The sequence below is a fragment of the Bacillus sp. M13(2017) genome, from assembly GCF_002218325.1.
Taxonomy (GTDB): Bacteria; Bacillota; Bacilli; order Bacillales; family Bacillaceae_G; genus Bacillus_A; species Bacillus_A thuringiensis_K.
Genome location: NZ_KZ268515.1, coordinates 104,082 through 127,990 on the forward strand (window position 1 = coordinate 104,082; position 23,909 = coordinate 127,990).

Sequence of the window (23,909 nt, forward strand, 5' to 3'; positions counted from 1 at the left end):
AATTAAATCTACATATGAAAAGGGAGCAACAGTAAATGTTGCTCCCTTTTGAAATATAATTTTATTCACTCTACATAACCCTCTTAAACATCTTCTCCAACTCATAAGTAGAATGATGCACAAGAATTGGTCTTCCGTGCGGGCATGTGTACGGGTTTGTTGTTGTACGTAGTTCTTCCAGTAAAGCAAATATTTGATCGTTCGTTAAATATTGATTCGCTTTAATGGATGCTTTACAGCTCATCATGATAGCTGCTTCTTCACGTAACTTCTTAATATCAACTTTTTTTAGTTTAACAACTTGCTCCATCATTTCATCGATAATTTCTGTTTCTTGTCCTTTCGGGAACCACGTTGGATGCGAGCGGACGATAAAGGATTGATGGCCAAATTGCTCCAAGAATAGACCAACTTTTTTTAGTTCTTCTAGTTGCTCTTCGACACGTAAAAATTCAGTAAGAGATAAATCGATGCGGTACGGTACAAGTAATTCTTGTACTTCTTGCGCTACCCTTCCTACTTTATCACGAAAGTATTCATAATTAATACGTTCCTGCGCGGCATGCTGGTCAATCATATATAAGCCTTTATCATTTTGAGCGAAAATATATGTTCCATGCATTTGTCCAATTGGATAAAGCGGTGGTAAGTCATTCCCGTTCATTTCAATCTCTTTTATTTCCCGAACTTCTTCTTCTAATTCCTCTAGTTCAAAGTCCTCTTCGTTACTGTCCCACGATTTCTTTTCTTGAATTGGCTCTTCAATTATCGGTTTAGTGGATGGTTGCCAACTTTGTTCTTCTCTCACGAGTGACTGTGGTGGTTGCCATTCTTGCTTCGGTGGTTGCCAAAGCTGCGCTGGCTGTTTTACAGCCTCTGGTTCTTCTTGTTTTGCATCCATGCCAGTCGGTAAAACGATGTCCGGCATAGATGGTTCTTTCGGCTTCGCATGCTCAAACTGGAACTGTTCTTGCACACTTTCGTCTTTTTCTTTTTTCTTCGTTGTTACACCTGCATCTGGAATAAGCTGTATTTTTTTAAATGCCGCTTGCAATGTTTCTTCAATCAGCTTTAGTAATTCCTGTTCTTTACTAAAACGAACTTCTAATTTCGCTGGATGTACGTTAACATCAACTAGCATTGGATCCATTTCAATCGATAAGAAGCCAATTGGATACCGGCCAACTGGCAGTAATGTATGGTACCCTTGCTGAATTGCTTTCATTAATACAAAGTTTCGAACGTAACGACCATTTACAATTGTTGACATATAATTACGAGATGCTCTCGTTACTTCTGGTAATGTTACATAGCCTTTAATTGTAAAGTCTAAAGATTCGGCTTCAATTGGAACAAGCTTCTTCGCAACTTGAATACTGTAAATCGATGCAAGTACTTGTCTTACATCACCGTTACCTGACGTATGAAGCAATTTCTTTTCATTATGAAACAGTTTTAACGATACTTCTGGATGTGACATTGCAATACGATACACGATATCTGTAATATTTCCGAGCTCTGTATGAATGGTTTTCATATATTTAAGACGTGCTGGAGTATTAAAGAATAAGTTTTGTACTGTAATATCTGTTCCTTTTCGGCTCGCAGTCTTCTCTTGCTTTATAATGTCTCCACCTTTAATAATAAGGTGTGTACCAGGCGCATCACCTGTGCTAGTAATTAATTCTAATTCACTAACTGAAGCAATACTCGGCAATGCCTCACCGCGGAAACCGAGTGTTCTTATGCGGAACAAATCGTTTTCATCTTTAATTTTACTCGTTGCATGACGTTCAAAAGCGACGATACAGTCTTCTTCTGCAATACCATCACCGTTATCAATGATACGAATTTTCGATAACCCAGCTTCTTCTAAGTGGATTTCAATAGATGTACTATTCGCATCGATAGAATTTTCCACAAGTTCTTTTACGACTGAAGCAGGGCGCTCTACTACTTCCCCTGCCGCAATTAGGTTAGAGAGTTGATCATCGAGTTTGCGAATTTTCCCCATCTACTTACTCATCCTTTCTTTAACTTTTTCTGTAAGCGATACAATTCGTTCATCGCTTCTAAAGGTGTCATATCAAGTAAATCAATTTTTTTAATTTGCGCAAGTACTGCCGTTTCTTTTGCATCTAGAACTGGCTTGTCTTGTTTTTTCGAAGACTGCTCTGCGCCAAAGAACGATAGTTGTGATTCTTCTTCAGCCTCTACTTTCGTCTCTTGTATTTCTACTGGTTCTTCTTTTACAACTACAGCATCTGGAGTAACTTCTTGTACTTTCACTTCTGTACGCTTTGGAATAATAATTTCTTCCTGTCCTTCTAGTTGTGCTAACACTTCTTTCGCACGAGCGATTAAGCTATCTGGAAGCTCCGCAAGTTGCGCAACGTGAATACCGTAACTCTTATCAGCTGCTCCATCTTGAATTTTATGAAGGAATACTACTTTTCCATTCTCTTCAATTGCTGAAACGTGTACATTTTTCAGTTGATCTAAACTCTCTTCTAACACCGTCAATTCGTGATAATGCGTAGAGAATAACGTTTTTGCACCAATTTGGTCATGAATATGTTCAATAATCGCTTGTGCAAGTGCCATACCATCATACGTAGATGTACCGCGTCCAATTTCATCGAATAAAATTAAGCTTCTTTCAGATGCGTTTGCAATTGCATTTTTCGCTTCTAACATTTCGACCATAAATGTACTTTGACCTGAAATTAAATCATCTGCTGCACCAATTCTCGTAAAGATTTGGTCAAATACAGGTAATACTGCTTCTGTTGCTGGTACGAAACAACCGATTTGCGACATAACCGTTACAAGTGCTAATTGTCTCATATACGTACTTTTACCAGACATGTTCGGCCCTGTAATTAAAAAGACATCCATATTCTCTGGCATAATACAATCATTCGGTACATACAATTTCCCGTTCAATACTTTTTCAACGACAGGATGACGACCATCTTTAATAAAGATTTCGCGCTTTGTTGTCAGTACAGGTTTTACAAACTGTTCTTCTTCACTAACTGTCGCAAAACTTTGCAGTACGTCTAATTCACTAATTACTTTCGCTAAATGTTGTAATTTCGGAATAAATACTTTTACTTCTTCACGAAGTGCTGTAAATAAATCGTATTCTAGCTGTACAATCTTTTCTTCAGCTTCTAAAATTAACGTTTCTTTTTCTTTCAGTTCATCTGTAATGAAACGTTCAGCATTAGCAAGCGTCTGTTTACGCTCATAGCGACCTTCTGGAAGTGCTGCAAGATTCGCTTTCGTTACTTCAATGTAGTAACCGAAAATACGGTTGTATCCGATTTTTAACGATTTAATTCCAGTAATATCACGTTCTCTTTTTTCAAGCTCGGCAATCCACGTTTTCCCGTTTTTACTAACGTAACGATATTGATCAAGCTTGTCATTATAACCATCTTTAATAATATCTCCATCTTTAATCGAAAGCGGTGGGTTTTCTTGAATACTTCTTCCTAGTAATTCTGTTAAGCTTTCACATGGATCTGCACCTTGAATTAATCTCGATGCATAAGCGTTATCTAACAAACTAATTGCTTCTAAAATAGCTGGTACTTGAAGTAATGAACGTCTTAATTGTAATAAGTCTCTTGCATTTACGTTACCAAATGCAACTTTTCCTGCTAAACGTTCTAAATCATATACTTCTTTTAACTTTTCTTTTAAATCTTCACGTAAGAAGTAATCATTTACAAACGTTTCAACCATTTCTAAACGCTCTTCAATTCTTTCTTTCTGTATAAGTGGACGTTCCATCCACTGTTTTAACATACGACCACCCATAGCTGTTTTCGTCTTATCCAATAACCATAATAGTGATCCTGTTTTTTCTTTCGTTCGAAGTGTTTCTGTCAGTTCTAAATTTCGCTTTGAATGTACATCAATTTTCATAAATTGATTCGTATAATAAATTTCTACTGGTTGCAAATGATCTAAAGAACGTTTTTGCGTTCTTATTACATAGTTAAATAAACGTCCAACTGCTTTAATTAATTTTGCTTGTGAAACATTTTTCACAAGATGTTCTAATCCTTCCGGAATTGCCGTTGCATCTTCATACGAAATCGTCATTTTCAATGTTTCAGTTAACTTGTTTAGTTCATCTTTAGAAAATGAAGAATCAACAACAATTTCTTTCGAACCAGTTGCATACACTTCTAATAAAATATCTTCTACTGAACCAGTCAATAACGTTACTGTATTTTGTCCAGTCGTTAAGTCGTTACAAGCTAATGCATATGATCCATCTTCAAAATGTGTTAATGCAGCTAAGAAGTTGTTTTCTTTCTCATCAATTGTACGCCCTTCCATCATCGTTCCTGGCGTAATTAATTGTACTACTTCACGACGTACTACACCTTTAGCTGTTTTCGGATCTTCTACTTGCTCACAAACAGCTACTTTATATCCTTTTTCAACAAGTTGTTCAATATAGTTTTTAGCCGCATGATACGGTACACCGCACATTGGTATACGTTCACTACTACCGCCATCTCGGCTCGTTAATGTAATTTCAAGTTCATGAGCTGCTTTTACAGCATCCTCAAAGAACATTTCATAAAAATCGCCTAAGCGAAAAAATAAAAAGGCATCTTGATAATCTGCCTTAACCTTTAAATATTGCTGTATCATAGGCGTATATTGAGTCATACTTTTCCTCCATAATTCTTACATGATAATCTATTTTCATATATGTCGCATTTCACGGACACTCTTATCTCCTATTTCAGGAGTCTTTCTTCATTATAACATATTTCATAAAGAATCATGTTCATTCAGCGCCACTTATGTAAAGTAAAAAGCTAGGAAGAACTTCTCCCTAGCTTTCTATTACTCTTCTTCTGCATCAACGATAAAGTTTGGATCTAATTCTTCAAATTCATCATCAGCAATTTGGAAATCATCATCTGATTCTACGCAGCCTTCAGGATTTACACTTACACAAATTTTCGTTTCTCCAACTACTTCTGTTACAAATTCACGTTCTACAGTTACAACAATTTTATTACCATTTGGTGATACAAGTGCTTCTAAACAATTTGGCGGCTGAATAACACGAGCAATAATTTCTAAATCGTCACCAGAAAAGTTTTTATCACGATAACCAATACTTACTTCGTCCGTGTAGTTCACACGTTCTGTTACAACTTCAGTCTTTGTATTTCCATCAAATGAATACCAAGTGTTCACATCATAGAAACCTTCAATTTCCACATGCTTTCCATTCTTTCTTGCTTCGTACGAGTGGTTAATTACCCAGCACCCTAAAATACTTGTTGGTTCATTATTCGATTCACATGTATGCGTTGACTTTGTATACTTACGTCCTTTTCCAACCACTGCTTTTGTAATAATCTCTCTAAATTCGGACATTCGTAACCCTCCTCAATCACTATTCACTTAATCATATGCGTGACAATAGCGGAATGTGTCATTCTTTTTTTGAGAAGAACTTACGTTTAATCCACAAAAAAAAGAGATGTCAATATGACATCTCTTTAACAACCACAATTTCCTTTTTTACTTTCTACCGCTGCGCCAGTTTCACCCTTTAGTACATCGCCACCAGTTGAAATTAATATTTCATCTGTTACGTTGTTAGAAATTGTACTAGCAACTAACTGTAATAAGTCATTTACGTATGTTTGTGAAGATTTAAATTGTTGTACGACTGGAATACTGTCTAACTTATCTTGCAATGCATCAATTTCAGCTTCTACCTTTTTTAAAGCTTCCCATTTCCCGTAATGTTGCAAGTTTACAGCTTGTTTTTGCAGTGCTTTAATTTCATCGATTGCGCGCTTTACATTTTCATTTTTATGAATTTGCGCCTCTGCTTTCTTAAAAAAATCAACTTCTTCTGTTTCAGAAATCATTTTTGCTAATTCTTTCGCTTGTTCAACAATGTCATCTTTCGAATATACTTTCATCTATTATTTCACCTCAATCGGCTCTTCAACTAATTCCCCGTTAAGAGACCAAGTTTTTGCTTCCGTTACTTTTACTTTCACAAGCTGACCAATTAAAGATTTTGAAGCGACGAAGTTTACAAGTTTATTCGTACGAGTATAACCTGCAAGTACTTCCGGATTATTTTTACTTTCCCCATCAACTAACACTTCTACAATTTGACCTTTATAACGACTATTCTTTTCAATTGCCAACGTATTTACTAGTGTATTTAAGCGTTGAAGACGTTCTTTCTTCACTTCCATCGGTACATTATCTTTCATTTTTGCAGCTGGTGTACCTTCGCGAGGAGAATAAATAAATGTAAAGGCAGTATCAAATCCTACTTCACGATATAACGACATCGTTTCTTCAAATTGCTCATCTGTTTCATTTGGGAAACCAACGATAATATCTGTCGTTAATACTGCATCTGGAATTGCTTCTTTAATTTTTCTTACAAGTTCTAAATAATGCTCACGCGAATATTTACGCGCCATAATTTTCAGCATATCTGTACTTCCAGATTGAACTGGTAAATGGATATGTTCTACTAGGTTGCCACCTTTGCCAAGCACTTCAATTAAGTGATCATCGAAATCACGTGGATGACTCGTTGTAAAACGAATACGGGCAATATCAACTTTACGGAGCTCGTCCATTAAATCGCCAAGACCGTATTCTATATCTTCAAAGTCTTTACCATATGCATTTACGTTTTGTCCAAGTAACGTAATTTCTTTATAACCATTTGCAGCTAAATGACGAATCTCTTGGATAATATCTTCTGGACGTCTGCTTCGCTCTTTTCCTCGTGTATACGGTACAATACAATACGTACAGAACTTATCACAGCCATACATAATATTTACCCAAGCTTTAATGTCACCACGACGTACTTTCGGAAGGTTTTCAATTACGTCACCTTCTTTTGACCATACTTCAACTACCGTCTCTTTCGAGAACATCGCATCTTTTAGAATGTACGGTAATCTATGAATATTATGCGTTCCAAATACCATATCTACATGCTGATTTTTTTGCATAATTTTATTTACAACAGATTCTTCTTGAGACATACAACCACATACACCAATTAAAAGGTCCGGATTTCTTCGTTTGAGTGACTTTAAATGGCCTAGTTCACCAAACACTTTATTTTCAGCATTTTCACGAATCGCACAAGTATTTAATAAAACTACATCTGCATCCTCAGTTGAAAAAGTTGGTTCATATCCAAGCGTTGTGAAAATACCTGCCATTACTTCCGTATCATGCTCATTCATTTGACAACCATATGTACGAATATAGAATTTTCTTCCTGTACCAAAATTGCGAAACTCTTCAGGTAAGCCAAAATCCCGTTCAATTTTAACTTCTTCTTTCCCCCGCTTTTTCGCATCCTTTAAGGAAGGTGGTTGATATACACTTTCAAAGTATTTACTATAATCTTTCTCTTCTTTTTTCGTAGAGGAATTTGCTTGTTGACTTGCTAATCGTTGTTGCTCGTTCATCGGTAATCTCCTTTCACCCTTAACTATACATACTCTATAGTCCATTTTAATGCGCCTAGACTCACCTCAAAAATGGTTAGATAGCTTGAGAGATAACTTGTCCTTTGAAACTTGAGTAATCAATCTAATCATTCATAAGAATGAAGTCTTCCCCACGCAAATAGACATTCCCTTTTTATCATTTCTTGTTGTCCTACCCAAAGCATATTGCTTTATCCCTATAAACATTACCATAGTATGATGTATTTCGCCAATTTTAACAATAAAGAGGTCCTTTATTATCTTACATTTCATAAGCAATGAACTTGCTATTTTCATACAACGATTTATATATTATTTTACCATTCTGAATTTTCTAAGTAAACAAGACTATCCTATATTTTTGCGCATAAAAAAGGTTGCCAAATTGGCAACCTCCTCTTCTTACATTACATAAATTCAGCAACAAGCTCATCAAACATTTTCTGATCCATATTTAAATCAGATTTCACTAAAGGCTCTTCACTATACCCTTTAACAAGTTCTTGATATGATGGTTGCTTAGTATTTTGATAAATTAAACCTGTTACTAAACCGTTATTTTCCATTAACGTTTGCATAGCCATCATACGATTAGATGGATCATATCCCTCTACCGTGCTTAGTTTCGTTAAGTTCTCTTTAAACCAATCGTAAGTATTTACTTTATTGTAAGTAACACATGGGCTAAATACGTTAATTAATGAGAATCCTTTATGGTTAATACCAGCTTCAATAATTTGTGTTAATTCTTTTAAATCACTCGAAAAGCTTTGCGCCACAAATGTCGCACCAGCTGTTAAAGCCATTTCCATTACATTTAGTGATGGTTCAATTGAACCTTGTGGTGTGCTTTTCGTTTTAAATCCAGCTTCACTACGTGGTGAAGTTTGCCCTTTTGTTAATCCGTAAATTTGGTTATCCATTACGATGTACGTAATGTCGATATTACGACGAATAGAATGGATTGTATGTCCCATACCAATCGCAAATCCATCACCGTCACCACCTGAAGCGATAACTGTTAAATCACGATTTGCCATTTTCACACCTTGTGCAATCGGAAGGGCACGACCATGAATACTATGCACACCATATGAATTAATATAACCTGAAATACGGCCTGAACAGCCGATACCAGAAATAACAGCAAGTTCATCTGGATTTAAGCCAACGTTAGCTGCTGCACGTTGAATTGCAGCTTGCACTGAGAAGTCTCCGCAACCTGGGCACCAGTTTGGCTTTACACTGTTACGAAAGTCCTTAAATGTTGCCATTTAATACAACCCCTTTTTTGCATTCGTTGTAAATCTCTTTCGGCAAGAATGGGTTTCCATCATATTTTAAAAGACTAGAAATTTTCTCACCATTACCAAGATTCATTTTCATAATGTTAGCAAGCTGACCTGTTGCATTGTTTTCTACTACTACAACACGCTTCGCCTTTTTCACAAGTGGATCGATTTCAGCTGTTGGGAACGGGTGAATTAAACGCACATGAGCATGGTTTACTTTCATACCCTCTTGTTCTAAACGCGTCATTGCCTCTTCGATTGCACCACGAGTTGAGTTAAATCCAACAAGCAATACGTCTGCTTCTTCATGCTTAACATTTTTATAAACAGGGGTATTAAACTTCAAGTTCTCCATTTTACGGAAACGTTTGTCCATTTGATCTTTACGGTTTATTGCTGATTCCGATGGTTTTCCAGTTTCATCATGTTCTACACCTGTAACATGGTGAACACCATTTTTCATACCAGGTAAAACACGCGGTGAAACGCCGTCTTCTGTTACTTCATAACGCTTGAAGTATGCTTTATTTTCACGTTCTGGTAATTCTGCTTCTAAATCAAGCTTACCACGACGAATTTCCACTTTATCTAATTTAAGTGGTTCTACTGTTTGTTTTCCTAACGAAAGCTGTAAATCTGTTAAGAAAATAACAGGAACTTGATATTCTTCAGATAAGTTAAATGCTTCTACAATGTCATAGAAAGCTTCTTCAACTGTACTTGGCGCCATTACGATTTTTGGAATTTCACCATGCGTACCGTAAATCATCGCCATTAAGTCAGACTGTTCTTGCTTCGTTGGTAATCCTGTACTTGGGCCGCCACGTTGTGTATCAACAATTACTAATGGGGTTTCTGTAATACCTGCTAAACCGATTGCTTCCATCATTAATGAAAGACCAGGACCAGCAGATGCCGTTAATGTACGAACACCAGCATAGTTTGCACCGATTGCCATTGTACAAGCTGCGATTTCATCCTCAGTTTGGATTACTGTTCCGCCGACTTTCGGTAATTTTTTAATTAAATATTCCATAATTTCTGATGCAGGTGTGATTGGGTATGCTGACATAAAACGAGCACCACCAGCTACCGCACCAAATGCAATTGCATCGTTTCCAATCATAAACATGCGTTTTTTACCATCAGCTTTTTCAAGCTGCATCATGTTTACTTTCTCACCTAGTAATTCTTTCATATATTGAGAGCCACGTTTAATTGCGTCCATATTCTTTTGAACGACTTGCTCTCCTTTACGACCAAAGATTTCTTCAACAACATCTAAATAAGCTGTTTCATCTAATCCTAATACTGCACTTGATGCTCCAACAGCAACCATGTTTTTCATTAATGATGTGCCTAATTCCGAAGCAATATCTGTAAACGGTATCACATATAGATTTACATCTGTATTGTCAGGTATTGTTGGATTAAATTTCGCATCCGCAACTACAATTCCACCTGGACGTAGTTCGTGGAAATTAAAATCAATTGTTTCTTGGTCAAAAGCAATTAAAATATCTAAATCATCTGAGATCGCTCGTACTTCTGTTGTACTTACACGAATTTTATTATTTGTATGGCCGCCTTTTATACGTGATGAGAAGTGGCGGTAACCGTATAGGTAATATCCTAATCGGTTTAATGCAATACAGAAGATTTCTCCTGTACTTTCAATTCCTTCACCTTGTTGGCCTCCAACTTTCCATGAAAGTTGACTAATCATCTCCTACACCCCTTTTGGCTGCATTCATTGTAGTGTATTTTTTTACAGTAATAGTTTAGCATTTTTTATGCAAATAAACTACAACGGACGCAAATTATGCCTCTTCTGATTTCCCTGAATCTTTAGTATAAAGCTATTTTGTTTTTCATTCTAGTATTAGGTCTTAAAAAAAGCAATAAAATCAAATGAATTAATTTTAATTTTTCTGAATTTTAAGTCAAAATTCAGAAACTCATATGTTCTACAAAATTATCATATAAAAATCGTTCTACAGTAGATGCAGCATAGTGTTTGCAAAGCTCGTTCATTACATTTTCATAATCTCGATACGCTGATACATTTACAACTGTATCTACAATCCCATCAAAATCTGAACCAAACCCTATATTGTTTTCTCCACCTAGCGAGCAAATATATTCGATATGTTTTATTATATCTGTTATATTTGCTTCATTTTCATTCGTTAGGAACTGTGGTACAAAAGTGACACCGATCATGCCATTTTTCTTTATAAGAGCTTTAAGTTGTTCATCATTCAAATTACGTGGGTGCTCACAAAGTTTCATACAATTTGAGTGGGAGGCAATAGGATTTTTTACAATTTCTATCACATCCCAAAAGCTTCTTTCATTCAGATGAGACACATCAGTCCATACATGTAACGTATTAAGTTCTTGTACAACTTGTTTACCAAAAGTCGTTAAACCCGCCCCACGCGTCTCTAGCGCACCATCAGCTAAGAAATTGGCATAGTTCCATGTCAGTCCAAAAGAACGTACTCCTAGGCGATACAACAACCGTAATTTCATTGCATCTTTTCCAATTGCTTCGCATCCTTCTAGTGTTAATATCGCTCCAACCTCGTCCTGTTTTAACCCGTTAATATCATCTTTTGTCTGAATAAACTTTACACCTGGTAGGGATAAAATTTCATTATAAAAAATATCCACCATTTGTAATGCTACTTCAAATCGGTTTTCATATGCCACTGTTTCTGGCACATATATAGCAAAACATTGTATACTTCCTTTTCTTCTCTTTAACTGTTCAAATGTAATATGTAATTTTGAATCATCTTTAAAATTCCTTTTCCCTTGTGCACTCCATAACTGAAGAAGCACGTCACAATGAGCATCAAAAATTTTCATTTTCATTCCTCCATTATAAAAACAACCTGTTTGCATACTGCAAACAGGTTGTTTAAACTTAACGAGGTTCTACAATTAATTTTATTGCTGTACGCTCTTCGCCATCAATCATAATATCTGTAAACGCTGGGATACAAATCAGGTCCAAACCACTAGGCGCTACAAATCCTCTTGCGATTGCTACTGCCTTTACAGCTTGGTTCAATGCACCTGCACCAATAGCTTGAATTTCTGCTGTTCCGCGTTCGCGAATAACACCTGCAAGTGCACCAGCTACAGAATTAGGGACCGACGTTGCTTTAACTTTTAATATTTCCATTCCGCGTTTCCTCCTCGTTTCTTTAAAAAGTATTAGCAATTATTTCACTTTAACTTATATTCACGAGGAATGGCGCGTATTCCTGCTAAATTTACGTAATTTTTCTAAAAAATTAAAATATAATAACTTATCTAAAATTTAACGAAAATTTACTCAAAAAATGGTTGATCGTCATTAATTAAAATACGTTCAATTTTCTTTGCTTTTCCTGTATTTGGATCCACATCAATTAACACTGCACTTAATTGCGTTCTACCATTTGTTACTTCAAATCGTACTGGTAAGTTTGTTAAAAACTTCTTCAATACTGCTTCTCTGTCCATACCTAATATTCCGTCATACGGCCCTGTCATCCCAACATCTGTAATGTATGCCGTTCCGCTTGGTAAAATACGGTTATCCGCTGTAGGGACATGCGTATGCGTACCTACTACTGCTGTAGCACGTCCATCTACATACCAACCTAGCGCTTGTTTTTCACTTGTAGTCTCCGCATGGAAATCAACAAATATAATATTCGTACGCTTTTTCGCAATATTAATTAATTCATCCACTTTACGGAATGGACAATCAATTGGAGGAAGGAAAGTACGTCCTTGTAAGTTAATAACTGCAACTTCTGTTCCATTACAGTTCACAAATATAAGTCCTTTTCCTGGAGTTCCTTCTGGGAAGTTTGCTGGTCTTGCAAGATATTTTGCATCATCGATGAATTCAAATACTTCACGATTATCCCAAGCGTGGTTTCCAAGTGTAACTGCCTGCGCCCCACACTCTAAAAAGTTTCGATATATTTTTTCTGTAATCCCACGGCCACCTGCTGCGTTTTCTCCATTAATGATTGTTACTGTAGGTGTATATTTTTTCTTTAATGCCGGTACGTATTGTTGAATCATACCTCTACCAGGAGATCCTACTACATCCCCAACAAATAATATTCTCATATGTCTTACCCTTTCTATGTACTGCATTTTTTATTGCTATAGCATCAAGTAAATTCCTTATAATATCTTTATTATAAGTTTGTTTCACTTTTATGCTATATAACTAACTGTCTTTATTTTATCCAATTCCAACACAAAAAAATAAAGTGGTGTTTCACCACTTTATTTTGCGTATTCCACTGCACGCGTTTCACGAATAACAGTTACTTTAATATGTCCTGGGTAATCCAGTTCATTTTCAATACGTTTTCGGATATCACGAGCTAAACGATGAGCTTCTAAGTCATCGATTGTATCTGGTTTTACCAAAATACGAACTTCACGTCCTGCTTGAATTGCAAATGATTTTTCAACGCCTTCATAAGACTCTGAAATCTCTTCTAACTTTTCAAGACGACGAATATAGTTTTCAAGTGTTTCACTACGAGCTCCCGGTCTTGCAGCTGATAAAGCATCTGCTGCTGCAACTAAAACTGCAATGATAGAAGTTGGTTCTGTGTCACCATGGTGAGATGCGATACTGTTTATAACTACAGGATGCTCTTTGTATTTCGTTGCGAGTTCAACACCAATTTCAACGTGGCTACCTTCTACTTCATGGTCTATCGCTTTTCCGATATCATGTAATAGACCAGCACGTCTTGCTAGTTTTTCATCCTCGCCAAGCTCTGCCGCCATAAGTCCAGTTAAATATGCAACTTCCATAGAGTGTTTTAAGACGTTTTGCCCATAACTTGTACGGTATTTTAAACGGCCTAAAATTTTAATTAAATCTGGATGTAATCCGTGAACACCCACTTCAAACGTTGTTTGCTCTCCGACTTCGCGAATATACTCGTCCACTTCACGTCTTGATTTTTCGACCATCTCTTCAATACGCGCTGGGTGAATACGTCCGTCCTGTACTAGTTTATCAAGAGCGATACGAGCTGTTTCACGACGAATTGGGTCGAATCCAGAAAGGATTACCGCCTCTGGTGTATCATCGATAATTAAGTCAATACCCGTTAACGTTTCTAACGTACGAATATTACGACCTTCACGCCCGATAATACGTCCCTTCATTTCGTCATTTGGAAGATTTACAACCGAAACGGTTGTTTCAGCAACATGATCAGCTGCACATCTTTGCATTGCAAGAGATAAAATCTCTTTTGCTTTCTTATCCGCTTCTTCTTTCGCGCGAACTTCACTTTCTTTTACCATAACAGCGATTTCATGAGAAACTTCATTTTCTACTTTACCAAGAATAATTGCTTTCGCTTGTTCGCGTGTCAGATTGGAAATGCGCTCTAATTCCGTTTGTTGCTTTTGAACTAACTCTCCCACTTTGCTTTCCAACTCTTCAATCTGTTGTTGTCTCGCTACAAGAGAATCCTCTTTCTTCTCTAACTGCTGCTCGCGTTTATCGAGCGTTTCGTCTTTACGATCAAGGTTCTCTTCTTTTTGCATTAAACGATTTTCTTGTTTTTGTAATTCGCTTCTACGGTCACGAATTTCTAATTCAGCTTCTGTACGAAGTGTATGAATTTCATCCTTTGCTTCTAAAAGCGCTTCTTTCTTAAGTGCTTCAGCCTCACGATTCGCTTCGTCTAGAATACGTTTCGCTTCATTAGCCGCACCATTAATCTTCGCTTCAGCAATAGACTTTCGAACAAAAAAGCCAACAACTGCACCGACTGTTGTTGCAAGCAAAATGGAGATGAGTATCCAAACTGTACTACTCATGATTTCACCTCCCCTTGCTATGAATGAAAAAAGACTGTCGGCATGTACATTAAATTACAACATACAGCAAAGACCGTCGTCCCGCTTTTTTAAGGGACTTTCTTCATTTCACAATTAAAATGTCATATTATTATTTCGGTAAGATTTAAACCTTACTCCGAATATTACTTCTCTTCTTGAGAAGAGTATATCGTATATAAGAAAAAATATACATTCTCATTGTATCTATCGTAATTTTCATTGTCAAGCGTTGTCTACTTTTACTTTCTTTACCTTCAGCCTTGAATGTGATGTAAATTTAAAAAGTAAGGAGCCTACTATACTGGAAAACCTTAGTAATTCCCATTTCTTTTCCTTAAAATATTTAAATATCCCTCTTTACACAACCCATTTGAAGTAAAAAAATATTTTTATCAATAGTATTATGCTCCTTAATAGTAGATAAAAAAATAAAAGACACGAGGCCGTGTCTTTTATTTTTTAATCAAGAAGAGTTGAATCTTCTGCGCCCTCAGCACCAGAATCTTCACTAATTCCGTGATGCTCACGAATAAAGAAGGCAATTTCTTCTCTTAAATCTGTATTTTCTTTTAAGAACTGCTTCGAATTTTCACGACCTTGTCCTAGGCGTTCTTCATTATAAGAATACCAAGCACCGCTCTTTTGAACGATATCAAGCTCAGAAGCCATATCCAAGATTTCACCTTCTCTTGAAATACCTTCTCCGTACATAATATCAACTTCCGCAACACGGAATGGTGGTGCTACTTTATTTTTCACTACTTTTACTTTTGTTTTATTACCAACGATGTCGTTACCTTGCTTTAATTGCTCCGCACGACGCACTTCAAGACGTACAGTTGAATAGAATTTCAACGCACGACCACCTGGAGTTGTTTCTGGGTTTCCGAACATAACCCCAACTTTTTCACGAATTTGGTTAATAAAGATTGCAATTGTTTTTGATTTGTTGATTGCTCCTGAAAGCTTACGCAGTGCTTGTGACATTAAACGTGCTTGTAAGCCTACATGTGAGTCACCCATGTCGCCTTCAATCTCTGCTTTCGGTACAAGAGCTGCTACAGAGTCAATTACGATAATGTCAACCGCACCACTTCGTACAAGTGCTTCCGCGATTTCTAATCCTTGCTCCCCTGTATCAGGCTGTGATAATAGTAATTCATCTATGTTAACGCCTAATTTTTGTGCATATACAGGATCCATTGCGTGCTCCGCATCGATGAATGCTGCTTGTCCACCTTGACGTTGTACTTCTGCAATTGCATGTAATGAAACTGTCGTTTTACCTGAACTTTCAGGTCCGTAAATTTCGATAATACGGCCACGTGGATATCCGCCTACTCCTAGTGCCACATCAAGTGCTAAAGAACCACTAGAAACCGTAGAAACTCTACGCTCTGCTTGTTCTCCTAATTTCATAATTGAACCTTTACCGAATTGCTTCTCTATTTGTTTTAACGCCATATCTAACGCTGCTTGACGATCACTCATTCAAAATTCCTCCTTAACTGAATTGCTAATCTTATTATACCTATTTTCAATTCAATTTGCCAACAAAATCGAACATTTATTCGATTTTTTTATTTTCTATCAAATAATATCTAAATTTAAACGTAAAAAAAGCTAGAAGAAACTTATATCTCTTCTAGCTTTTTATATAAATGATAAAATCCATATTTTGCTGTTCGTTCTCTAATTTGTTGACGACTTCCGCTTAAATTAAGAGGAAAGACTACAGTTGGTTCATCCTTAATCGAAAGCCCAACAAATACTGTTCCTGGTTCTTTCTGTTCTGAAGCATCTGGCCCTGCTACCCCAGTGAAACTAATTCCGATATCCGCTTTTAATACATCCTTAACATTTTCAGCAAGATAACGAGCACATTCTTTACTAACTGCACCATCAGTATGCAATACTTCTTCAGGCACACGTAAAACATGTTGCTTCACATCATTATGATAACAAATGACACCGCCTTTAAATACAGAAGAAACACCAGCGTTTTCAGTTACTTGATTTCCAAAAAAACCACCTGTTAAACTTTCTGCACACGCTAAAGTTAACCCTTTTCTCTTCAATAACTCGATTGCCTTATAATGCAAAAATTCTTGGTCATATCCGTAGAAAAATTCTCCTACTCTTTCTAAAATCAAATCTTCCACATGTTGAATTAGTTTCTCCGCTTCGCTAACATTTTGATGCTTAGCGGTTAAACGTAATGTCACTTCTCCATCATTTGCTAACGGGGCAATTGTTGGGTTTGTTTGTCCATCAATTAAATCTTGAACTTTCACCTCTAATTGGGACTCCCCAATACCAAAGAAACGAAGCACACGAGAATAAATGTTTTCTCCTGTTGTAAAATTACGTAAAAAAGGCTCTACGTAACTTACATACATTGGTTTCATTTCTTTTGGCGGCCCTGGTAATAAAATATAAACTTTTCCGTTCTTATTTACCCCCATACCTGGCGCCATACCGTGGTCATTTGCAAATACTGTTGCTCCATTTAAAACGAGCGCTTGCTTTTTATTATTCTCCGTAAATTCACGGCCTGTACGCTTAAAGTAATTACTTATTAAGGCTAATGCCTTTTCATCATACACAAGCTCTTCATCTAAACTAGTAGCTATCGTTTCTTTCGTTAAATCATCTTTTGTCGGTCCTAATCCACCTGTAAAAATAAGTATATCAGCACGTTCTTCCGCAGCTTCAATCGCCTTTTGCAGTCGCTTATTATTATCACCAACAACAGTATGATAGTACACGTTAATTCCGATTGAAGCTAACTTTTCAGATAAAAACTGGGCGTTTGTATTTGCAATTTGTCCAAGTAATAATTCAGTTCCAACCGCAATAATCTCAGCATTCATCCCAATTCCCCCATAAACTTCTATTTTGAGTTTACAAAAGCAGCTCTATTTTTCCAGAAATAATCCCATCCTGAAATAACAGTAAAGATTAATGCAATCCATATGAAGATATCCGCAACTGGAATATGGATTAAATTTAAAGGTACATCGTGTAATAAATATGCTGCAATCGCAATAATTTGTGTCCATGTCTTAATTTTCCCTAGCTGGTTTGCCGCAACTACTTCCCCTGTTCCAGCAAGTACAAGACGTAAACCAGTTACTGCAAACTCACGACTGATAATTACAATAACAATCCAAGCCGGTACATATTGCATCTCTACCAATGTAATAAGTGCTGCCGAAACAAGTAATTTATCAGCTAACGGGTCAAGAAACTTCCCTAAATTCGTTACAAGATTATACTTTCTTGCATAATGTCCATCAATCCAATCTGTAGCTGAAGCAATGATAAAGATAAGCGCCCCCACTAAATGTTGAATTGGCAAATTAACATCACCAATTTTATATGAACCCCAATCAAAGGGTGCTAACATAATTACCATAAAAATTGGAATTAAGAAGATTCTAGATATTGTAATTTTATTTGGTAAATTCACAGCTATTCCTCCATCATATCAAAAACATTTGTTCATCGAAAAAAAGTCATCGAAGCGATGACTGTTATTGTGCAGGTTGCTCTATCCCTTGGTTTTTTATCACCAATCTTTGGTGAAGTTCTTTTTCTGGATCCAATGGATAAGCGACCACTTGGCCATTCAGTTTAACTTCAACATTCGTTGCATTTCCAATATTAAGTCGCACTTCTTTTAATGTTGATACATCACGTTTTTCTATTTGGCCCTCTTGTACTGTAGCGTTTAGAATCACATTCCCAGCATCATCTTTAACATCTACATAACTCGCACCTTTACCCGATAATTCCAGTTCTAATGTTTTATTATTATGAATTTCCAAAGTAGATACCTTTCCAGTTGTTCCAACTACTTTCACTTCTTGCTGTCCAGTTGGTTGTGCTGGTTGCTCCTCTTTCTTTGGTTCTTCTTTTTTTGGTTCTTCTTTTTTTGGTTCCTCTTTTTTTGGCTCTTCCGCTTTCGCTTCATCTTTCTTCGTATCTAACGGAGAATCTTTCGCTTTTTGAACTTCAATTTTCTCACTTTGAGCGCTTGGAACTTTTTCATCATCTTTTCCAGTTAACGCTTGAAACACAAACCAGATTACCACTCCAACTGCGATTACTAACAGCGCAACTAAGATTTTCGGCATGTGATCTGCAATTGGCCATGATGAAGATTTTTGCATTGTTTCTTGTGTTTTTTGTCCCGTTGATACTTGTGGAACTTCACGCCTTTCAGATTGTGGTATCGTACTCTGATGTTCTACAAGCAGTTCCTCTCCATTTAATCCAACCGCATCTGCGTATTGTTTAATGAATGCACGCGCATAAAAAGCTCCTGGCAATACATCATAATTGCCTTCTTCAATTGCCACTAAATGGCGTTTTTGAATTTTTGTAATCTCATGCAGCTGATCAATAGACAAGCCTTTCGCTTCTCTTGCTTCTTTCAGCTTTTGTCCCAATTCCGTCACTACTAACACCTCAATATTTCTTTAAAAGTCAAACATAGAGAAATTATTTTGCGTACCTTGCTCAATTTCATCTACTAAATTATATTGAATTTCTTCATCATAATCGTTACGCAACTCGATAATATAATCAAAATCATCCAATGTGTATTCTGACTGACTCACAAATACATCAGGATGTTCTACAACTTTCGTTGCAGGCAATCTCATAATTTCACGAACGAGCTGCCAATGTCTTTCGTTAGCACGCTTCGTTGACACAATTCCATCTAGGATGAAAATATTGTCATCGCTATACTCATCTTCAATTAATTGACTACGAACAGTTTGCTTAATAAGAGTAGATGATACAAATAACCACCTTTTATTTGCACAAACACTTGCAGCAACAATGGATTCTGTTTTTCCGACACGAGGCATTCCTCGTATACCAATTAGTTTATGACCTTCTTTTTTCATTATTTCAGCCATAAAGTCTACAAGTAACCCTAATTCATCACGCACAAACCGAAATGTCTTCTTATCATCTGCATCTCGTTGTATGTACCTACCATGTCTAACCGCTAGCTTATCTCTTAGCTTTGGCGGACGATATTTCGTTACCGTTATGTTATCCATCGTATTTAAAATTGATTCAAGTCTAGAGATTTGCTCTTGATTATCACACATAAGGAGTAATCCACGTCGTGCATTATCTACACCATTAATTGTGACAATATTAATGCCAAGCATACCGATTAACGAAGAAACGTCACCAAGCAAGCCAGGTCGGTTTTTATGTATTTCATATTCAAAATACCATTCAATCATCCAAGATCACTCCCCTTGCTTACTTTACACCTACGTACTATATTATATGATTTCACCTTAATAGGGAAGCTAAATGTATAATCTATCCCTTTCAATTATTATGCAAAAAAAATAGAGAGGAGATTCTCCTCTCTATTTTTTACTTATGTTGTACAAACTTTACCATTAAGTTTGCGATTGTATGTTGCTCTTGTTCGTCAGCAACTTTCCAAAGTTCAGCTAATAATTTCTCTTGATCGTTGCGTGCTTCTACTTCATTTGCTAAATAATCACCAACACGAAATGCCATATCTGATACAGCACCACCATCAAGACCTTTTCCTTGCGCTTGTTCTAAACGTTCTCCTAAAAAGCTCTTCCATTGATCAAAATTATCTAAAACTGACATGTGTAAGCACCTCACTACTTAGTAATAGAATCATGCTTAATTTGTACAGTTTTTCATTTTTTATGTAAGAAATTTTTAGCAATGCCACCCGCCATTTACTCCGATAATTTGTCCTGTTATATAAGATGCACCTGATGATACGAGAAATGACACAGTTTTTGCTACTTCTTCTGGTAATCCTAATCGTCCTAACGGAATCTCTTCCGCAATTTCATTCTTATCCTCTTCTGAAAATACATTTAACATTTCCGTTTCAATTGCACCTGGCGCCACCGCGTTCACTCTTATTCCACTTAATGAAACTTCTTTTGCTAAAGCTTTCACATATGAATTTTGCGCACCTTTTACCATCGAGTAAAGCACTTCACATGACGCTCCAATTTGTCCCCATATAGACGAAACAAGTACAATATTACCGCCTCTCCGTTGAATCATAGATGGCAATGCCATCGATAATAATTTATAGATACTCTTCACTTGAAGTTCTACCATATCATTCAATTCATCGTTCGTTACATCTGTTACGAGTCCAAAAATACTCTTCCCAGCTGCATATACGATAACATCAAGAGGATGTTCAATTTGTTTCCACAATTGCTCTGCCCCATCAGTAGAAACTAAATTCGCTTGAACAGGAATTACTTCACCCCATTCTTTCTGCAACTCATTCACTTTCTCTTCACTGTTATTATAATGAACATATACTGTATATCCATCTTGAATTAATTGTTTCGAAATAGCAGAGCCAATCCCTCCGCTTCCTCCAGTTACTAATGCATACTTTTTCATACAATTCCTCTCTTATCTCAAAAAAATCTTTTCCCTACAAATAAATAATACCCTCATCTTACAATTTATCAATGATAAGATGAGGGTATTGTTATGAAACCTTTTATTTTTTAGGTAAAACTTGGCAAACACTCATTTTCTCTTCTGATAATAGTAATTGAGCTACTTCTTGTAAATCTTGAACCGTTAGACTTTCTAATACAGTCAATGCATCAAACAGACTCGATTCATTAAACGCATATCGTGTAAATTGATTTGCAATATATTCCGGTGAATTCAAGGAACGTAAAAAGCCACCTATTTTCTTTTTCTTCACTCGTTCTAATGCCGCCTCATCTAATTGATCATAATTTGTGTTTAATAAAATACCTTTCAAACGCTCTTCCAGCTCATCAGGTTGCTTCGTATCGCCACCAACCATTGCAAAACCGAAGTTATTCTCTTCTGTATAATCATACGAGAACGAATCATCAATGAGCCCTTCGTTATATAAAGATTCGTAATGAACGGAGCTTTTCCCAAATAAATAATCTAAAAGTAACGTAAGCGCAATTTCTTGTTTTAAAAGAGCTTCCCCTTTTTCTTTTAAGTTTGTCGCTTTAATACCAACTAAACATTTCGGAGTTTGTACAGGCATTGAAATAATTTTCTTCTTTTCATTTACCTCATCTGGTTCTTCTTCGAATGAACGTACTATTTCTGGTTGGTTTTTATAATCTTTCTTCGCTTGATTTTCACGTATCAAATCCATCGTTTTTTCTGGATCAATTGCACCTACAACAAACATTAGCATATTGCTTGGATGATAAAACGTTTCATAACATTCATATAGTAGGTCTTTCGTAATTTTACTAATAGACTCAATCGTCCCTGCAATATCAATTTTAATCGGGTGCTTTACAAACAAGCTATCAATTAATCCAAAATATAAGCGCCAATCTGGATTATCTTGATACATTTGAATTTCTTGCCCAATAATACCCTTCTCTTTTTCAACGGTTTTTTCAGAGAAGTAAGGCTCTTGTACAAAGTTTAACAATGTATTTAAATTTTGTTCTACATTTGATGTACATGAAAAAAGGTAAGCTGTTCTTGTGAAAGATGTGAAAGCATTTGCCGATGCCCCTTGTTTACTAAACAATTGGAAAGCATCGTGATCTTCTTTTTCAAATAATTTATGCTCAAGAAAATGTGCAATTCCATCAGGCACACGAATCATTTCTTCTTTCCCTAATGGTATAAATGTATTATCTACAGAACCATATTTCGTCGTAAACGTCGCAAATGTTTTATTAAATCCTTGTTTCGGTAAAACATATACATCTAATCCATTAGGAAGTTTTTCATAATAGAGTGTTTCTTTTAATTGTTCATAAACAATTTTCTCCATTTACTCTCCCTCCGTTCCTTGTAAAAAGTAAATTGTATCTAGTTCAATATTTTTAGCAACTTTTACAATTTCTTGTTTTGTCACACTTTCTATACCGGTAAGCCATTCTTCAACTGGACGTGTACGATCTGAAATAATACCATGATATAGCATTTCTACAAAACCACGTGGTGTATCAATTGCCTCTAATATTTGATTTTGGATGACACTTTTTGTTTGATGTATTTCTTCTTCAGAAAACTCTCCGTTTTGCATCGCAAGCATTTGTTCTTTAATAATCTCAACTGCTTTTTCATAATTTTTCGCTTCGATTCCTGACATAACAAATAATAAACCTTTATGACTTTCAAAGCGCGATGCTGCATAGTACGCTAAACTATTTTTTTCACGCACATTTACGAATAACTTCGAATGAGAAAAGCCACCAAACAATCCATTGAACAATTGCAATGCAAAATAATCTTCATCTTTATATGTGACAAATGTACGATAACCGATGTGTAATTTACTTTGTTTTAATTCTTGTTTTTCAACAACTTCTTTTTCTTCATTATTTCGTCTATGAAGGAGTACATTTCTTTCTCTCACTGGACGAGCTGAAATAGAAAAATACTTACTTACAAGATCAACGGCGTTTTCTGAAATATCACCAATAATATATAAATCCATTTCATCTTCCGCTAGCACCTTTTGATAATATTGATACAGACTTTCATTTGTAATAGACGTAACACTCTCTTTTTTTCCATTTGCACTTAAACGATACGGTTCTACTTTGCACATTTCTTCAATTAAACGCTCGTTTGCATAACGCATTTTATCATCATAAGTAGCTTCAATTCTCTGTAACAGTGCTCTTTTTTCACTTTCTACGATAGAAGATAGGAAACCGTTCTCCTCCGTTGCTGGATGTAACACAATATCTGACAACATAGAAAGCGCTTTTTCAAATAACGGTGGTGCATCATGTAAATAAACTTCATTTGCAATGTCTACATAAATGGAGATAATATGGTCTTCCCCTTTTTTACTTACATCTACCGCTAAAGAAGATCCGTATAATTCTTCTAAATATTGACGAAGACGAATTACAGAAGGTAATTTTTCTGTCGCACTTTGCAATACGTATGGCAATAGGGCACGCTCTGTCACCGTCTCCTCATTTAAAGGCGCTTTAAAACGAAATACAAAGGTATTCGTTTTATATTTATCAGTCGGAATAATATGTACGCGCAAACCACCTAACTCATGTAGTTGTTGTTCCATTAGTTTCATTTATAGCCCTCCTTTACGTATATAGGAATATTCCTCTTCAATATACAGTTTTTAGAAATGAAAAATCAACTTTTCTTCCTCACTATACTT

The 23,909-nt window shown here is 36.1% G+C and carries 20 protein-coding genes; all 20 read right to left on the reverse strand.

What is annotated here, in order from left to right:
- Window positions 1-70 precede the first annotated feature (70 nt).
- The 20 genes from mutL to yfmF all read right to left on the reverse strand — a co-directional run bounded on the left by mutL (window position 71) and on the right by yfmF (window position 23,819).
- Window positions 71-2,014 carry a DNA mismatch repair endonuclease MutL gene (gene mutL, locus CGQ22_RS26275; RefSeq protein WP_000516462.1) on the reverse strand — a complete coding sequence of 648 codons (1,944 nt, stop codon included), beginning with the start codon at window positions 2,012-2,014 and terminating at the stop codon, window positions 71-73.
- A gap of 8 nt (window positions 2,015-2,022) precedes the next feature.
- Complete coding sequence (gene mutS, locus CGQ22_RS26280; protein WP_000196024.1) at window positions 2,023-4,695, reverse strand: DNA mismatch repair protein MutS; 2,673 nt, start codon at window positions 4,693-4,695, stop codon at window positions 2,023-2,025.
- A 180-nt stretch (window positions 4,696-4,875) separates the two neighbouring features.
- On the reverse strand, window positions 4,876-5,418 hold the full coding sequence (cotE, locus tag CGQ22_RS26285; protein ID WP_001288799.1) for an outer spore coat protein CotE: 543 nt from the start codon (window positions 5,416-5,418) through the stop codon (window positions 4,876-4,878).
- A gap of 125 nt (window positions 5,419-5,543) precedes the next feature.
- Window positions 5,544-5,975: a YlbF/YmcA family competence regulator gene (locus tag CGQ22_RS26290; protein WP_000870461.1), complete on the reverse strand. Its 432-nt coding sequence runs from the start codon at window positions 5,973-5,975 to the stop codon at window positions 5,544-5,546.
- 3 nt (window positions 5,976-5,978) lie between these two features.
- Window positions 5,979-7,508 carry a tRNA (N6-isopentenyl adenosine(37)-C2)-methylthiotransferase MiaB gene (gene miaB / locus CGQ22_RS26295; protein WP_001005391.1) on the reverse strand — a complete coding sequence of 510 codons (1,530 nt, stop codon included), beginning with the start codon at window positions 7,506-7,508 and terminating at the stop codon, window positions 5,979-5,981.
- A 428-nt stretch (window positions 7,509-7,936) separates the two neighbouring features.
- Window positions 7,937-8,803, reverse strand: coding sequence for a 2-oxoacid:ferredoxin oxidoreductase subunit beta (locus CGQ22_RS26305; protein WP_000190155.1), 867 nt, complete (start codon window positions 8,801-8,803; stop codon window positions 7,937-7,939).
- The gene (locus CGQ22_RS26310; protein WP_000625417.1) at window positions 8,790-10,547 is read right to left on the reverse strand and encodes a 2-oxoacid:acceptor oxidoreductase subunit alpha; all 1,758 of its coding nucleotides are present in this window, start codon (window positions 10,545-10,547) and stop codon (window positions 8,790-8,792) included. Before CGQ22_RS26310 ends, CGQ22_RS26305 begins: the two co-directional genes overlap by 14 nt.
- Window positions 10,548-10,771: 224 nt before the next feature.
- Window positions 10,772-11,695 (reverse strand): dipeptidase, encoded by a 924-nt coding sequence (locus tag CGQ22_RS26315; RefSeq protein WP_000688039.1) that lies wholly within the window; start codon window positions 11,693-11,695, stop codon window positions 10,772-10,774.
- Between the two features lie 58 nt (window positions 11,696-11,753).
- The gene (spoVS, locus tag CGQ22_RS26320; protein WP_000404341.1) at window positions 11,754-12,014 is read right to left on the reverse strand and encodes a stage V sporulation protein SpoVS; all 261 of its coding nucleotides are present in this window, start codon (window positions 12,012-12,014) and stop codon (window positions 11,754-11,756) included.
- A gap of 149 nt (window positions 12,015-12,163) precedes the next feature.
- The gene (locus CGQ22_RS26325; RefSeq protein WP_001221095.1) at window positions 12,164-12,958 is read right to left on the reverse strand and encodes a TIGR00282 family metallophosphoesterase; all 795 of its coding nucleotides are present in this window, start codon (window positions 12,956-12,958) and stop codon (window positions 12,164-12,166) included.
- A 162-nt stretch (window positions 12,959-13,120) separates the two neighbouring features.
- On the reverse strand, window positions 13,121-14,686 hold the full coding sequence (gene rny / locus CGQ22_RS26330; protein WP_000099769.1) for a ribonuclease Y: 1,566 nt from the start codon (window positions 14,684-14,686) through the stop codon (window positions 13,121-13,123).
- A 480-nt stretch (window positions 14,687-15,166) separates the two neighbouring features.
- On the reverse strand, window positions 15,167-16,198 hold the full coding sequence (recA, locus tag CGQ22_RS26335) for a recombinase RecA (RefSeq protein ID WP_001283860.1): 1,032 nt from the start codon (window positions 16,196-16,198) through the stop codon (window positions 15,167-15,169).
- Window positions 16,199-16,341: 143 nt separating this feature from the next.
- Window positions 16,342-17,580: a competence/damage-inducible protein CinA gene (gene cinA, locus CGQ22_RS26340; protein ID WP_000990698.1), complete on the reverse strand. Its 1,239-nt coding sequence runs from the start codon at window positions 17,578-17,580 to the stop codon at window positions 16,342-16,344.
- Between the two features lie 20 nt (window positions 17,581-17,600).
- A complete protein-coding gene (gene pgsA / locus CGQ22_RS26345; protein ID WP_001052968.1) occupies window positions 17,601-18,179 on the reverse strand; it encodes a CDP-diacylglycerol--glycerol-3-phosphate 3-phosphatidyltransferase in 579 nt (192 codons plus the stop codon).
- 64 nt (window positions 18,180-18,243) lie between these two features.
- A complete protein-coding gene (locus tag CGQ22_RS26350) occupies window positions 18,244-19,170 on the reverse strand; it encodes a helix-turn-helix domain-containing protein (protein WP_089149561.1) in 927 nt (308 codons plus the stop codon).
- Window positions 19,171-19,191: 21 nt separating this feature from the next.
- Window positions 19,192-19,977, reverse strand: a complete 786-nt coding sequence (locus tag CGQ22_RS26355; protein ID WP_000574107.1) for a DUF3388 domain-containing protein — start codon at window positions 19,975-19,977, stop codon at window positions 19,192-19,194.
- Between the two features lie 139 nt (window positions 19,978-20,116).
- The gene (locus CGQ22_RS26360) at window positions 20,117-20,365 is read right to left on the reverse strand and encodes a DUF3243 domain-containing protein (protein ID WP_000114454.1); all 249 of its coding nucleotides are present in this window, start codon (window positions 20,363-20,365) and stop codon (window positions 20,117-20,119) included.
- A gap of 75 nt (window positions 20,366-20,440) precedes the next feature.
- A complete protein-coding gene (gene ymfI / locus CGQ22_RS26365) occupies window positions 20,441-21,154 on the reverse strand; it encodes an elongation factor P 5-aminopentanone reductase (RefSeq protein ID WP_000759623.1) in 714 nt (237 codons plus the stop codon).
- Window positions 21,155-21,257: 103 nt separating this feature from the next.
- Window positions 21,258-22,544, reverse strand: coding sequence for an EF-P 5-aminopentanol modification-associated protein YfmH (gene yfmH, locus CGQ22_RS26370; protein ID WP_000411968.1), 1,287 nt, complete (start codon window positions 22,542-22,544; stop codon window positions 21,258-21,260).
- Window positions 22,545-23,819, reverse strand: a complete 1,275-nt coding sequence (gene yfmF / locus CGQ22_RS26375; protein WP_000772411.1) for an EF-P 5-aminopentanol modification-associated protein YfmF — start codon at window positions 23,817-23,819, stop codon at window positions 22,545-22,547.
- Window positions 23,820-23,909 lie beyond the last annotated feature (90 nt).